This is a genomic window from Pseudoalteromonas sp. Ps84H-4 (genome assembly GCF_024124645.1).
Lineage (GTDB): Bacteria > Pseudomonadota > Gammaproteobacteria > Enterobacterales > Alteromonadaceae > Pseudoalteromonas > Pseudoalteromonas lipolytica_C.
This window is the reverse complement of the sequence record NZ_JAMXSK010000043.1, coordinates 1-15,207: the sequence shown is the minus strand read 5'-3', so window position 1 is coordinate 15,207 and position 15,207 is coordinate 1. Positions and strand designations below refer to the sequence as shown.

Below are 15,207 nucleotides of genomic sequence, written 5' to 3'. Positions count from 1 at the left end.
AGTAGTGAATTATTCGCACTGCTACTGCATAAGCTTTACCGTATCGTTATTCATAGCTCAACTCTCAGGCGGTGGTTGCCACAAGTCGGCATCGTCTGGCGTCGTGCGGCACCGACGCTGTATATCCGTAAGCGTCCGGCCAACCCCACCTAGCAACACCATTTTTTGTATTTGAAAATACCTTCAACTTTTTATTGGAGGTCATTATGAATTCACCCATCCCTAAACGTTGGCTAGAAATCCTAGCGCTTCGCTCATCATTTACTGGAACGAATGAAGCGTTTTGCAAACACCATCAAGTATCTATCAGCTCGTTTTATAAATATAAAAGCATGCAACAGGTGAAATCTTCAGGTGCATCACCTCAATTTGTCCGAGTTGAGCAACAAGCCCAACGCACACACGTCAGTATCACTGAGCAACCAACGATTAACTTTAATACGCGCACTGGCCAACTGACATTACCCACAACACTTAACTGTGATGCTATCGTCTCAATTATTAAAGGTCTATCAGCATGAATATGTTTGTTAATCCGCCCGAGATGTACTTATGTGCTGAGCATGTGGACTTTCGTAAATCCATCAATGGCCTTGCGGCGTTGGTGGAATGTGAGCTTGAATTACCCGTGCTATCGGGCGCGCTGTTTGTGTTTTGTAATAAAAAGCGCGACAAGTTAAAGCTTCTCTATTGGGATAAGACAGGCTTTGCATTGTGGTACAAGCGACTTGATAAGCACAGGTTTAAATGGCCTAAGCTTAAACGTGACACCATGACACTGAATGAGCAACAATTACATTGGCTATTATCAGGGTATGACGTTATTGGCCATGAAGAAATCAACGTCAGTCAGCACACAGTGACTTAATTACTTAGATCAATTGATATGATCATCAAGGTTTAAGTTATTAACCCTATTCATTGTGCATAAAAGCCGTAAAATAAACGGCATGAACGATGTATTTACCTTACAACAACGCATTGCTGAGCTTGAAAAACAGCTTAAATATGAGCGCGAAGTATCTATACAGAAAGATGCTAAAATCGCCTATTTATATGAGCAATTCCGTTTAGCCCAACAAAAGCAATTCGGCAAAAGTGCTGAAGGCTTTGTAGGGCAAGGTGAATTATTTAATGAAGTTGAAGAGATTGCTGAGAAAGCTGAGCCTGAGCAGCAAGGAATTAGCTACACCCGCAACAAGCCTAAACGCAAGCCACTGCCAAAAGACTTACCCCGTGAACAAGTTATCCACGACATAGCAGATAAAAGCTGTGCATGTTGCGGTGGTGAGTTACATAAAAATCGGTGAAGATACTGCTGAAAAGCTTGAGTTCATTCCAGCACACGTCAAAGTGATTGAACATATTCGCCCTAAATACGCCTGTCGTGAGTGTGAAAAATCAGGCACTGGGTCAACGATAAAGCAACAGCCTATGCCCGCCATGCCCATTAACAAAGGCGTTGCCACCGCGAGCTTACTTAGCCAACTCATCACCAGTAAATATCAATATGGTTTACCGCTTCATCGCCAAGAGAGCATGTTTAAGCAATACGGCATTGAGCTGAGCCGCAAAACCATGAGCGATTGGGTGATTAAGTCAGCAGCGCTGTTTACCCCGCTGGTTAAACGGTTAAATGAAGAATTACTCAAGCAACCACTCCTTAACGCTGATGAAACCACGGTCAATGTGGTGAAATCAGATAAAGTGAATAGTTACATGTGGGTGTACTGCTCAGGTGCTGACTCACCTAAACCCGACAGCCCCATCCCTAACATCGTGCTTTACGACTACCACACTAGTCGCGCAGCCGCCTGCGTGATGGATTATCTTGATGGCTATCAAGGGTACTTACATGTTGATGGTTATTAAGCTTATGAAAAGACACAGGCCAGTCTTGTGGGGTGCTGGGCGCACGCACGTCGGAAATTCATTGAAGCGAAAAAGCTGCAAGGGAAAAATAAGACAGGCAAAGCCGATGTGGTGCTCAGCTTAATACAAAAGCTGTATGGGATAGAGTCACGGTTGAAAGATAAATCAGCGGATGAGAGTTACCAGACTCGACAAGCACAGAGTAAACCGATACTCGATAAACTCAAACAGTGGCTTGAAAACATCAGCCAAACCTTGTTGGTAATAGTAAACTCATTGATGCCGCCAATTACATGGCAAACCAGTGGCCGAAACTCATTGAGTACATTAATGATGGGCGACTGAGTATCGACAACAACCGTGCAGAAAGAGCCATCAAACCGTTTGTGATAGGCCGTAAGAACTGGCTGTTTAGCCAAACAGCGACAGGTGCTAACGCAAGCGCGATACTTTACAGCATCATCGAAACAGCCAAAGCCAACGGCTTAGCGCCATACGATTACATCACCGCGTGTTTAGATGAGCTGTGCCAATCAACACCTGATATCGATAGTCTATTACCGTGGAATTTTAAAGGCTAGGCGGTGATCACCGGACGGATACGAAATTATAGTATCGAATGGGCAAACGTTTCCTTAATAAAAAACAAGTAAGCAGCAGGCATTTCTAGAGCATCAGCTTGTGCTCTCACTATTTTAAAACCTGAAACATGTATCCGTTTTCATTATTTGCTATTCTGAATTTGAATGTGTACTGTGGTTTTTAATTGCATTAAATACAGTTGTTTACTGGGTTTTTTGGTCGTATTTTTTATCCTGGTAACCACTGTGGTAACCATCTTGCTCTATAGCTTTTATCTACCGCTTTAATCGTTATCGATTAAAGCCTGCAGGTGGAGCTTTTGTTTCTTTGTATGTTTTTGTCACTCTGGTAAAAGCATGTGGATCTATATCCGCCATGTTTATCGATATTTGTCCTGCTCCATGAACATGAGATATAACTTTCTCATGCTGTTGTTTGTAAGGAGCTTGAATCGTTGAACCGCCGAATTCGCCAATATTGCAAATGACTACATGTTGATACATATGCCATTGAAGCGCAGCGGCCATATTATCAAAAGTCTTAACGTCAGTATTGTAGGCTGCGACTATAAAAAGGTCTGTTTTATCTCTTAGATCGGCAGTTAGCTTGATATCTGTAGCATCGTAGCAAATCGCTCCGGTCATTTTAAACGTTGCTTCACCATGACCATGCACTTCAAAAATATGTTGGCAAGGACGGTGTGGAGTCACTCCCATCTTATTTTCAAGTTTAGTCATATGTTCTTTACCCTGGTCACGAATAACCCACTGTCTACTACCATCTTTGTATGTAGGAATTAACCATCTAGCTAGGTTAACTAACTTGTCATCTTTATCTTGAAACACATACCCTGCAAATATAATTGCATTGGTTTTATCTGCGAGTCTTTTGAGTAGATCTTCATCATCAGGGTGTACAGATACTTCAGGGAAAACAATTAAATCGCAGTATGGTTTACTTGGAGATTCCTCAGCTTTTACTTTTGCCTCAAGTGTACGCAGTGTTAGCTTACAAATTGCCGCTAAATGTTCGCGATGAATAGCCCTCGCTTCTTTCGACTCTAGTCTTGCACCATGTAACTTAAATAGCTCAGAAGTTGGTTGGAGCTGCTGGACAGTTACAATTCGGAATGTGTTCCTTGTTTGCTCAGGACGATAGATTTCACTCGGGATCGTTGGTAGGTTTGAAGTTTGACAAACAAGCTCTTCTAATTGCTTGAGCCGATTTTGTATACAGTGTTTCAAGTCGTTTAAGTTTTCAATATTAGCAATTACCTGATTTCTGATATAACTAGACTCAAAACCAGGCCATTGTAAGCAGTGCATTAATAACTCGCTAGTCCATTGGCTAACAGTTGCATATTCTCCAATCAATGCCTCGGGTGAATGAAGCATTCCCATCCTTCTTTTATACCAACTGCTTCTTAGGCCTGAGTAAGTTACTGTGTTTGATTTTTTCCACCGAGTTCCTGTACAGTCAGCTCCTCCCAAGACTGCAGCACGCAATATACAGCCAATCCAGTATATTTTTTGGTGGTCTGTATACGATCCTGGTTCATTCACAATCCAGCTTGGGAGCTTGAATCGAGGATCACTTAAAGGGATTTTCAATTCTAACTTGTCAAATTGGGCTTGCCATAGGTATTTCCATGTACTGCCGCTTGTCAGCTTTACAGCTATGGAGCTGGGTGGCATTTCCATTAAATGGGTATCTTTTTGAACTTGCTCAATTAGCTTTAAAGCAAGCTTTAAAAGTGCATGCTCTACTTGGAACCCGTTATATTCGGATGATATAACCCTTGAGAGCTTCTGTGTCATAGACCTCAACTCAGCTTGATTATTTGGCTCTGCCCACTTTAAAGTATTGAGTAATGGTTTCTCTCCTTGCTTTTTTAATTGTTTCCAAAGAGCTAACCAGAAAGGGCCCCCTCGCTTTGCGTACAAAGTTAAGTTATTTTCGATAGATGCTTTGTGCTGTCGAATAAAGTCCAAGTAAAGTGAAGCGTAGGTTTCTGGACTGTCAGTAATCTGGCTCGCAACCTCAAATAATGCACACTTTTGTGGTTGGTATGAGGGAAGGTTATTAGCCAAGACCTTGTGTAACTCTAGGTGCATTAGGAGCAATGTATTTTTGCTTGTAAAAGGTGAAGGTTTGTTAACCACAGCAAGCAACATAAGTGCTTGTCTTGTTATAAAAGCTTTAGTGTTCAGTAGGCGTTTTGTTTTTTTCGCTAATACTTTTTGAGCGAAGCGCGATATCAGTTCAATTAAACGTCGTGGTTTTATTAACTCCGGGTAATCCACCCGTTGAAAGTATCCATTAAAGTCGCTTGCAGATCTAAATATATCAGCAAGAAGATAGTCCATCACACTCCTTGCAATTTTATTTTTATTTAAAGTGTCATTAAAACTGCTTCGCTCGAAAATAGCGCTCAGAATTGGTTCGAAGAGATCTGCGTCGGGGCAAATTTCCATTGCTTTGCGGAGAACTAAACCTAAAGAAGGGTCATTCATCCAAGCTAAAATTAACTTTTTAGCTAGAAGTTCATTTTCAGCTTCCTCTCTAAGAAAAGAAGCCCCTTCAAAGCTCGACATTCTTCGTTTGCTTCTCGCTATGGACTCCAAACGGTTCGCTGCAAAGCGTTTTAAAGTATCAGCCCGTACATCATGATCAAAGTTAACTAATTGAAGTAAATCAGAGTCAGGGGAGTCAGCTGCCAGTTCAGGTAAAGCATTGTCATTTATACCAAGTAAATTCTCCAGCACAGCCGTTACTGATTCAATCGAGTCTCGATCTACCGGTCCGCTTAGCTCCGACTGGATAGCCTGGACACGGTTAGACATACTACCCTCATTATCCAAATCTTGGAGCAATGTTAGCTTTGTCTTAGATTCGTTAACTTTAATCGAATTACCAGCATGCTCTTCTAATAGTTGATTTACAAATAAGCTAATAGCCTCTTTAATAACTTCTGGCTCAAGACTTTCAGCAGAGATAACAAGTCTTAGGTCATCTACATACCGACAATAGTCGTGCAGTACAATGCCTTTTTGCTGCGATATCTCATTGAAGATTTTGCTACCTAATACATTGTCGAATTCACACAGGTAAGCATTGGCGAAAAAGCCAGATGCAACAAGACCTTGAGGTAAACCAAGCTTTAATGCATCTTTTTTAAGCCCACTACTCTTTGCTAAATTTTGGCTATTACTGGTCCACTTCCATGAGGTAAGAGCCTCAAACTTGGTCCAAAACTCTCCATCGGTATTCGCATCTTGTTGCTGTACGATTTTTTTGAGTCGCTTGACTAGTTCAAGATTATCAATTGAGTTAAAGAATTGAGAAATGTCCAAATTAACAACATATACATCTTCGTTCATGCCTTTTGTTGTTACTACGTCTCGTCCTAGCTCTAAAGGGCGGGTTAAAAAGTTTTGGTAATCGGTAAAAAATTTTCGGTAGGTTTCACTATTTCCCCAACGGAACCACGCTTTACCATTTTCACGCCAATCACAAAGTAGGCGGTTACCATAACTGAATACCCCCGCCTTACGGGCTTCAATAAAGTTTAAGTCACATCTACCTTGATGTGTCTCTACGGCATCTGCAAGACATAGCATAGCTGCCGTAGCCCATGTTTGATCGCGTATGCTGATATGTGCGAGAGGGCGGAGAGGCACGTTGTCAGAGTTTTCATTTTTCCTTGTCCAGCCATCGCTACTAAAGTGCCATGCGTCGCTTTTTGCTGCAGGAACAAGTTCTAGTTCAGTCAGAGGTTCTTGTTTCTTTAGGCTCGCTGCCCACTTCGGTGCATTTTCTTCAATTGTTAATGCAGAAATATCAAGTGATAAGGTATCGGCATACCAGTTAAAAGAACGTATATAGGCATGAGTTTTCTTCCATGCTTGAGCAATAACAACGTCATCAGTTAAATAATCGACGGTTGGCGAAAGTGCTCTATATTTTTCATTTATTAATTTCATGGTATGTCCTTATTCTGCAATCAATAGGGTTTACTTTTTAACTCTTGCTTTTTTCTTAGGTTTTAGCTGTTCGCGCTCGGCTTTGATCTTTGCTAACAAGGCCTCTGCGGAGTTGTCGCCGCTGATAAGCTCAGGGTTTTTCTCGCGCCATTTGGCAGTAAGTTCACCACGGAATGCTTTTGCTAAGATTGATTGAGTGAGTTTGTTGACGCGCTCTTGGGCGGCGTTTACTTCAGCTTCGACTTTATCGGCATAGGCGAATAGCTGCTCGACACGACGGACGATTTCGGTTTGTTCTTTAATATTTGTGTATGGCGCAGGTAATTCTTTAATCCTTTTTAATGCTAATTTACCTTGAGCTCCAGATTTAATTTCTAAACGAATTAAATCTTGCAAAGGTTGTGACCTCAGCCAGTATGCCAAGAACTTGCTTACAATAGGCTTCTTAAAATCGGTTAACTTCGCTGCATTCTCAGTTAAATTTGCTCCATTACTTTCAGAAGGTATTACTCCGGCGTCCCCTATAGAAGCCCCGACTATTGTTATGTATAAATCGTTTTCACTTACCGTGTATCTACTAATCTGAGCCTGAACTTCTTTAGTTATATACAACTGTTTAGATCTGGCGTCATCTGTTTTGATTACAGTACCCTGTTTCAATTGGCCGGCTCGGATATAGGGAAATCCTGTATTATCTTCGATCAGTTGTTCTCCTTTGGGTAAACGTTTTCCACCTTTAACTTCGGCTAGCTTTCCTAAGGTTAACTCCTCCCAATGTATGCCATTTTTTAAGCGCCACTCTTCGGTCAATTGACCGCTGACGGCGGCGGCGAGGACGGATTGGCGGAAGCGTTTTAGGGTGTTGGGGACGGCGTCGAGACGCGCTTTAATGCTATCGACTTTCGCTAATAACTTATCCAGCTTTTCAGCAATGACTTTCTGCTCGGCGATTGGGGGTAGTGGGAAACTACAATCCTTGATTCTGAACAATGCCAGTTTGGGCTGACCACTTGATGTAGCTTTGTCTTTGAACTGTTCAATAGCTCCATTGCTATTAAGCACAAAGCTCAAATATGGATTTAGTACTCCTGTAACTTCGGCTATTTTAGCTGCATTTTCTGTTAAATTAGCCCCACTTAAGTGCTTGGGGATTGTTCCAACTAGACCTATCGTTCCCGCAATACTTATATATAAGTCCTTGTCAGAAATCGTATAATTTTTTATAGCATCATAAGTTTCATCATCTAAATACTTAAGGCTCTGCGTATTTACAGAAGCATTTTCAAAATCAGTAACTCTGATATATGGATGGTCAGTTGGTTCGTCAAGAAGCTTTTTCCCTTTTGGAAGACGTTTTCCACCTTTGACGTCAGCAACTGTCTCTATTGTCGTCATTGACCAACTAGCTGGAATAGATTGACCGAACATTCTTATACCTCACCCAACTCAGCCAATAACTCATCCAACTCCAGCAGCGCACTGGTCAATCCGTCTTTTGCTTCTTGTGCTAATACCTCTGGTACTGGTAAGTCGGCAGCATCAACACTGTTTTTGTCTTTTAGCCAACTGATGTCCAGTGAGTCGCCTTTGGTGTCACTAATCCACTGGCGGGTAAAACAGCGCCAGCGGCTATGTGCGAGTTTATTGTCAACGCCTTTATTTTCTGCGGTAGCTTCTTTATCTACGGCGATTTCTTCTGCACCAAAGCTGTATTCGCCTTGGGTTCGGGCTGCAAGTATAGTGGCTATATCTGGTTGTCGCGATAAATCACGATCAACAGGATCAAATGCTTTTTCAAATGCCCCGAGGTGTGGGTCTTTACCAAAATCTTGTTGTGTAAAACCAATATCGGAGTTACCAAAGGGGGTACGTTTACCAAAGCTCGGCATATTGGTACGTAAGTCATACACCCAGACGTTGTCGGTGCAGTTTTCTTCTTGGTGTTTGTCGGTGGCTGAACCTTTGGTAAAAAACAGTACGTTGGTTTTTACGCCTTGAGCATAAAAAATACCTGTTGGTAAACGCAATATGGTGTGTAGGTTACACTTGTGCATTAGGTCGCGGCGCACCTCGGTGCCAACACCCGCTTCAAACAATACGTTATCAGGCAGCACTACGGCAGCACGGCCGCCAGGTTTGAGGTTGCGGTAAATATGCTGTAAAAATGCCAGTTGTTTGTTGCCTGTTTTGTGCGTTAAATCGTCACGAGTATTGCTGGCTTCACCGCCTTTACTAGTACCAAATGGCGGGTTGGCTAAAATGATGTCTGCGCTTTCAAGTGCTTTACCTGCATCACCAAGTGCATTGCCTAAATGCACCACGCCTTCGTCGTCGCCTTCCATACCATGGAGTAAACAATTCATCAGTGCTAAGCGGCGGGTGTTGGGTACAAGCTCAATGCCTACAAAGGCTTTATTCTTTTGGTATTCGGCGTCTTTGGGGCTTAAATCGAAATAGTCGTCGGTTTGCTCGCGCATGTATTGATCGGCTGTCACCAAGAATCCTGCGGTGCCTGCTGCGGGGTCTTGGATTACTTCGCCTGTTTGGGGCTTGATGCAACGTACCATTGAGTTTATGAGCGCACGTGGTGTAAAGTACTGTCCCGCGCCAGATTTAGTCTCGCTGGCGTTTTTCTCTAATAAACCTTCATATAAGTCACCAAGGCCGTCTTTTTGCGCACTAAACCAGTCAATTTGATCTAGGGTTTTAATCATTTGCTCTAAATGGCGCGGCTCACGCAGGCGGGTTTGTGCATCGGCATAAATAGCGCTGATCAATGGGTCTTCGTGTACCTGAACCTCTTTAGTTTGACCTGGGTTTTCTGGGTCTGCTTCAAGGCGTTTACCCGTTGAAAGCGCGAACAAAATGGCTTTGTAATCATTAAGTAAGTTGATACCTGATTTTTCGTTAATGTCTTGCCAACGGCAGCCCTCTGGCAGCGGGTGTTTTTTTAACACGCCTGCTTCGGTGTTTTCGTGAACCATTTTAATAAAAAGAAGCAGTACCAGTTCTGTTACATAGTCGCTGTAGTTAATGCCGTCGTCACGTAATATGTCACATAAGTTCCAAAGCTTTTGTACAATGTCGTTATTGGTCATGATGTTCTCAAAATTAGTAATAGGGTGTTAGCCGTGGGCAACCAGTAGGGCGCACAAAGGCTCGTTAATGTAGTAATTAGCACGGCCTACTTTTTGTTTAGTTAAAAAGCCGTGTTCCACCAGTTGTTCCAAATACTTGGTGGCGGTAATACGAGTGACACCGAGCTCTTCAACAATAAAGTCTATTTTGGTGTAGGGGTGGTTAAATAGGTTGTTGAGTAAATCTTGGCTATAAATTTTAGGAAGCTGCGCTCTAATGCCGTGCTTTGCTTCTGCCATAAGGTGTTTCATGGCGGTGATAAGTGAAATAGTGTTTTGCGCGGTATCAATGACACCATCAAGCATGAACTCTAACCACGGCTCCCAGTTGCCGGTATCGCGCACTGCTTGTAGGTTAGCGTAGTAATCGGCTTTGTTCTGAATTACAAATCGGCTCAGGTAAAGTACAGGCAAGTTTAGTAAATCTTTGGTGACCAAATATAAAATATTTAAAATACGCCCTGTACGGCCGTTGCCATCGTAAAAGGGATGAATACTTTCAAATTGGTGATGAATAATAGCCATTTTTACCAGAGGGTCGGCATCGCATAGTTCATCGTTGTTGATAAACTGCACAAGGTTATCCATTAGCTTTGTAATTTCATCAGCGTGCTGTGGTGGCGTGTAAACCACTTCACCAGTGCGTGCGTTTTTTAGGTCAGTACCAGGGAGCTTTCGTAAACCTGCATCGTTATGTTCTAGGTTTTTTTGTATTGCGAGTATGTCATCAAGACGAATAAGTTTGCTTTTACGCGCTGTTTCGAACCCTTGCTTTAAAGCAACGGCATAATCTTGTACTTCTTTAGTTGCGGGGTTAGTGACCGCTTCTTCAAACAGGTTCGCTTTATAGAGCTCATCGTGTGTTGTTACGATGTTTTCCACCTCAGAGCTGTCTTTTGCTTCTTGTAGGGCGAGTGTGTTAATCAATATGGCTTCATTAGGTATGCTGGCTGCAACGCCTTTTAACTCAGCTAAATGGCGATGGGCAGTGGCGGTTTTTTTTAAAACAGCGCGGGTTTCCCACTGTTCAATATTCGCAAGCGGTAACGGTTCTATAGTGGTCGACATAGATAGCTTTTATCCTTTTTTATACATGTCAGCGTTGTTATGTATAAATTTTTCATAAAATTATACATAACCTATATAACATGTATAGTAATTCCATTTATTTATATACGTTACTTTATGCGCTCTTAATAGGCCAAATAGCTTCACTTATTTCACCAAGTACAGTATCTAATTGATTATTAAGCACCTTGTCAAATTGCTTCGCGCCACCGTGCTGATCAAAGCGGTTATTAACAAACTCTCTGTCGACGATAACTTCATGCACAAGTTGTTTGGCAAGGCGCTCTAACCATTTGCGCTGATTAGGTGTCCATGAATGTGCTTGGTATATACGTAACATTGCTTGAGCAACACGTTGTTCAAAGGGGATAAGAGGTTCACCTAAGGCAGCACGCCGAATGTGTCCAACAATACTTGCTGCTATATCTTGATTGGTTTGATTACGTACCGCGCTTTGTAAATTCGCCTCTGAGAAGCCTGCACCATCAAGTAATAGTTTTACTTCAGTTAATTGCTCACGAGAAAGGTCGCGTGGTTTACTTACCACAGTCGCAAGGGCTATGTTTTGGTTTAACTGCTCTTTAACGAATTGATTAAAGCTCTCTAGGTAATCCTCTGGTTTTTTGTGTGTGCCCCAGCTTTGTGTTCTTTCACGTATTTCATCATGATGTTCAGAGATAACGGGCTGGTGTTCACTGCCCAATAAAGTATTGACCTGTGCAAGCTGGTGGATTAAACCACTATGTTCGGTGATAAAGTTTGCAGCTTGTTTTGGCCCTAGTTGGTGTAAATGGGTATGAAGGTTTTTAGGCTCTACTCCCCATAAGCTTTCAAGCTCGTTCAGTTTTTGTTTAAGTTCAGGCTTTGCTTCTGCCTTTTTTTCTGCCTTACGTAAAACCCGCATGACTTTTTGGCTTAACTGACTGAGTACAACGTCGGCGTGACTTTCTTGTGGTGAGTCGCCAGGTGTATTTAGAGCTTGTTCTAACAGCTCTGGATTAGTGATTTCATCCACCAACAGTTCTAGAGTTATATTAGGGTCTTTAACCAAAGGCTTCATGGTGTTTACTTCAGCCAAAGCTGAATAAATATCGACAGGGTCGTAGATACGGAATACGGTTTTACCTATTTCATCACAGCGGCGAGTAGCACGGCCGATCATTTGCTCGTATAAAATGCGTGATTTTACTCGGCGCATGAAAACAAGATTACAGACTTTAGGCACGTCAATACCTGTAGTGAGCAAGTCTACGGTTATTGCAATGTTAGGGTAGCGTTCGTTCTTAAACAGTCTAATTCTCTGGTCGACTTTATCAGAGTCTCCTTTAATAACTTCTACAGCCGCTTGGTTATACTCACCGTTATATAGGTCTTTAAATGCATCATCAAGTAATCGCTTCATCATATCGGCATGAAGGCCGTTTTGTGAGGGGGCACAAAATATAATGGTTTTTTCATCACCAAAGGGATCGAGTTCTTGAACAAGTTGTTCGCAAATGACTTTGTTGAAGTTCTCGTTAATAACCTTGCGGTTGAATGCATTAATCTCGAAATCAAGCTCATCATCCAGGTCTGCAGATTCAATTTCCCCCGTATGAGTATTAATTGATTGGACTTTATCACCTTTATCAAAGTGAATGCCATTTTGGCTTAGTAAGGTCTCATAACGGATAGGTGATTCATGATCGATAAGCCAATCTTCAGCAACAGCCTCACGGTAAGAATAGGTGTACACAGGTTTGCCAAAAATTTCACTGGTGTGCTTGGCTGGGGTTGCTGTGAGCGCTATTTTCACAGCATCGAAGTAATCGAGTACGCGTCGGTAACTAGATAAATATTGGCTAGCGTCCCGTGTAGCAAGTTCGCCCTCTGTCATTTCTTGATCAAGTGTGTAACCTCGGTGTGCTTCGTCGATAATGATACAGTCAAATTGATCGAGCGGAGGAGGGTTATCACTCATAAATATGCGTTTAACCATTGCTTGCACGGTAGCAACTTGTACGCGCGTTTCAGCCTCTGCACCCATATCACCAAGTTCTGCGACATTATAAATCTTTGAAAGAGTATGATTTTGCTCTAGTGGTGCTTCGTTAAAGGCATCGAGCGCTTGTTGGCCTAGTGCGGTTCTATCAACTAAAAATAAAATGCGTTTAAAGCGTTCTGCTTTTAAAAAACGGTACATTAAACCGATGATTGTGCGGGTTTTACCAGTACCCGTAGCCATTGCAAGTAATGCTCGCCGTTCGTTATTTGCAAGTGCATGCTCAACGGCACTAATTGCATTTTTTTGGTATTCCCTAAGCTTTAAGTAGCCAAATGGCTCTTTATCTAATTTTTTTTGTGCTTCGCTTTTGCTGCGCTTGAGAGTATCGAGTAGACCTGTTGGCGTGTGGAATTTACTTAAATCTCGTTTTGTATTTGAGCACTCCCGTACATCACGAAACCAAATACCAGATTGTTCAGCGAGTTGTTTTACATGAGGGCGACCGTTACAAGAATACACAAACGGGACTTTATAATGGTCTTCGGCCTCATCTGGCCATGCTATGGTCAAACCTTGCAATTCCCAAGCGGGTAGTAGCGGGGGATTGACTGTTAGCCCTTTGCTGTATCGCTCAGCTTGACGAATTTTACCTGCAACATTGGTATTTTCTTTCTTTGCTTCAACCACGGCTATGGGTGTTAAACCTGCAAATAATACGTAATCAGCTCTGCCGCGTTCGCCATTGTGTTGTGTTGGCCACTCAGCAATTGCGATATTTTTACCTTTTTCAGGACGAATGCCGTTTTTATAAGTAAGCTCTTCACTATCAGCCTGCCAACCTGCTTCTGTTAATTGCTGATCTATTAAAATACGAGTTAACGCTTCGTCGAGTACGATATGTTTAGTTGCTGCTTGAGTGTTATTGTTTAGCTTTTCACGTTGGTTAGCTTTTGACTTTTCATCTTGTGAAGCTAGCTGTATTTGCAGTGCCTTTATTTTGGCTTCGTACTCTTTTTGTTGTTGCTGCAATGCTTGTTCATGAGAGGCCGCTTGTTGCGCTAAAAATTTAGACTCTTCGTCCATTTCATACGCTAACTGCTCATATTCATGCTTTTCTTTGGCGATTAACTCATTCAGCTGGTGGCTTGAATTTAAATCAAGATTTGCTTTTTGTAGGTCAGTCTTTAAGTTAGCAATTTCACTTTGAAGTTTACGTAACTGTTCACTCGGATCTGAAGGCGCAATAAATGGCCCAGGCTTAAACTTTGGGCCAGCTTTACCAAATGACTGGTGAAACCAAATTGCTAATTTACGGGCAACTACTAAGCCGTTAATTGCTTCTTTATGCTTTGTTTTAAATTGGTGGGTTGCTTTATTACCTTCAACCCTAAGAGTGCGGAATAACTCTCGTACAACATTTTCTAATTGTAATTCACGATTAATTTTGTATAAAAGGTCAGCTTGTGTTGTTTGTTCATCAAACTCAATACCAGCCAATGCAGCAATATGTTGTGCTAATGCTTCGCCTAGCTGACGTAGTTTTATTAATGTGGTATTTGGATCACTGGCGAAAGAGCGCTCAGCGGATAAAGCAAGCTCAGTGAATAATGGATCATGTTCAGCTAAAAACCCAAAATTTCCATTAGACGCAGACATTCATAAACTCCATTTAAATGATAAACAACAAGCCAAGTATATGAGATATAAAGGTTCACAAGCCCTGTTGCCTGAATATTGAATACATTATCACTAATAGACGGATTTTCAACTTTCTTATGATTAGTGTGTTTTACAAAAATACATAGAGAAAATTAAATTTACACTCTTTCCCCCCCACCACAGCGCCAATTTTGTTTGGCATTATTCTCTCTGTTGTTAGGAGCACCTAACAATAAACCTATTTAGGAGAAATATAATGACGAAGAAAGAAACTCCAATGACTACCGATGCTTTGGCCCGTATTCAAAGAAATGAAGCTAAGCAAAATGGTGGCGGCGTTGATTCTAATGGTTTTGCTGCTCGCGCAGCTAGAGCCGCAAACAAAAACCAACAAGGGAAAAAATAAAATGGCCCAACATGATGATGACAACCGTTCACAGCAGCTAAACCCTGAGCATGACGCTTATTGGCAAAGCCGAGGTGAAGATGAGCGCCCTGAAGACTGGGAAGAGCGCTTAGACGATTAATTGCAAAAGCTAAGGCCGTCTAATTTTGAAGTTAGATGGCCGAATTCTCGCGTTCTGAATAGTACTTAAAGTAAGCAGGGTATTGCCCAATAATCTCATTGAAAATAGGAATAAGTTTTTCGCTTTCAGTTTGTTCAAAACATACTTGTATTTTTGTGTCTATCCCTCGACTAATCCTGAAGTACACAAGTAATGCTGAAGAATCTAAATCACATAATTTCTCGCAAATTGCACTTACAAACCTTTCTAACTTTAGAAAAGAAGGTAAGCCCGAATTCAGATAATAAGTGCACCACTCATGGTTAAACGGTGAGAAGAGATCAACTGCCTGTTGGTGGTACTCTATCGTCGCCAAACAAACAGAAGCATTTACCATGAGTTACAAGCAGTTGATC

8 protein-coding genes and 2 pseudogenes are annotated in these 15,207 nt (G+C 41.9%); 5 read left to right on the top strand and 5 right to left on the bottom strand.

Annotation, left to right across the window (positions count from 1 at the left end; all coding sequences use genetic code 11):
- The 4 genes and pseudogenes from NH454_RS21305 to NH454_RS21290 all read left to right on the top strand — a co-directional run.
- Positions 1-129 (top strand): annotated as a pseudogene (locus NH454_RS21305) (IS630 family transposase); the annotation flags it as partial.
- 77 nt (positions 130-206) lie between these two features.
- Positions 207-521, top strand: a complete 315-nt coding sequence (locus tag NH454_RS21300) for a hypothetical protein (RefSeq protein ID WP_055022322.1) — start codon at positions 207-209, stop codon at positions 519-521.
- Positions 518-868 (top strand): IS66 family insertion sequence element accessory protein TnpB, encoded by a 351-nt coding sequence (tnpB, locus tag NH454_RS21295; RefSeq protein ID WP_063528020.1) that lies wholly within the window; start codon positions 518-520, stop codon positions 866-868. Before NH454_RS21300 ends, tnpB begins: the two co-directional genes overlap by 4 nt.
- A gap of 82 nt (positions 869-950) precedes the next feature.
- Positions 951-2,453: pseudogene (locus NH454_RS21290) on the top strand (IS66 family transposase).
- A 291-nt stretch (positions 2,454-2,744) separates the two neighbouring features.
- Here NH454_RS21290 and NH454_RS21285 read toward each other — a convergent pair.
- The 5 genes from NH454_RS21285 to hsdR all read right to left on the bottom strand — a co-directional run bounded on the left by NH454_RS21285 (position 2,745) and on the right by hsdR (position 14,282).
- Positions 2,745-6,437 (bottom strand): reverse transcriptase domain-containing protein, encoded by a 3,693-nt coding sequence (locus tag NH454_RS21285; RefSeq protein ID WP_063528021.1) that lies wholly within the window; start codon positions 6,435-6,437, stop codon positions 2,745-2,747.
- A 30-nt stretch (positions 6,438-6,467) separates the two neighbouring features.
- Entirely contained in the window at positions 6,468-7,865 is a 1,398-nt protein-coding gene (locus tag NH454_RS21280) for a restriction endonuclease subunit S (RefSeq protein ID WP_138558438.1), read from the bottom strand.
- Between the two features lie 2 nt (positions 7,866-7,867).
- Positions 7,868-9,535, bottom strand: coding sequence for an N-6 DNA methylase (locus tag NH454_RS21275; protein WP_063529395.1), 1,668 nt, complete (start codon positions 9,533-9,535; stop codon positions 7,868-7,870).
- Positions 9,536-9,562: 27 nt separating this feature from the next.
- Complete coding sequence (locus tag NH454_RS21270; protein ID WP_063529394.1) at positions 9,563-10,642, bottom strand: Fic family protein; 1,080 nt, start codon at positions 10,640-10,642, stop codon at positions 9,563-9,565.
- A gap of 115 nt (positions 10,643-10,757) precedes the next feature.
- Positions 10,758-14,282, bottom strand: a complete 3,525-nt coding sequence (gene hsdR, locus NH454_RS21265) for a type I restriction-modification system endonuclease (protein WP_235374239.1) — start codon at positions 14,280-14,282, stop codon at positions 10,758-10,760.
- A gap of 259 nt (positions 14,283-14,541) precedes the next feature.
- Between hsdR and NH454_RS21260 the strand changes: the two genes are divergently transcribed.
- Positions 14,542-14,691: a hypothetical protein gene (locus NH454_RS21260; RefSeq protein WP_167330986.1), complete on the top strand. Its 150-nt coding sequence runs from the start codon at positions 14,542-14,544 to the stop codon at positions 14,689-14,691.
- Positions 14,692-15,207 lie beyond the last annotated feature (516 nt).

Excerpts from the sequence above, each read along its gene's own strand:
- NH454_RS21280 (WP_138558438.1), bottom strand. The coding sequence starts at position 7,865 with ATGTTCGGTCAATCTATTCCAGCTAGTTGGTCAATGACGACAATAGAG.
- NH454_RS21260 (WP_167330986.1), top strand. The coding sequence starts at position 14,542 with ATGACGAAGAAAGAAACTCCAATGACTACCGATGCTTTGGCCCGTATT.
- NH454_RS21285 (WP_063528021.1), bottom strand. The coding sequence starts at position 6,437 with ATGAAATTAATAAATGAAAAATATAGAGCACTTTCGCCAACCGTCGAT.
- hsdR (WP_235374239.1), bottom strand. The coding sequence starts at position 14,282 with ATGTCTGCGTCTAATGGAAATTTTGGGTTTTTAGCTGAACATGATCCA.
- tnpB (WP_063528020.1), top strand. The coding sequence starts at position 518 with ATGAATATGTTTGTTAATCCGCCCGAGATGTACTTATGTGCTGAGCAT.
- NH454_RS21270 (WP_063529394.1), bottom strand. The coding sequence starts at position 10,642 with ATGTCGACCACTATAGAACCGTTACCGCTTGCGAATATTGAACAGTGG.
- NH454_RS21275 (WP_063529395.1), bottom strand. The coding sequence starts at position 9,535 with ATGACCAATAACGACATTGTACAAAAGCTTTGGAACTTATGTGACATA.
- NH454_RS21300 (WP_055022322.1), top strand. The coding sequence starts at position 207 with ATGAATTCACCCATCCCTAAACGTTGGCTAGAAATCCTAGCGCTTCGC.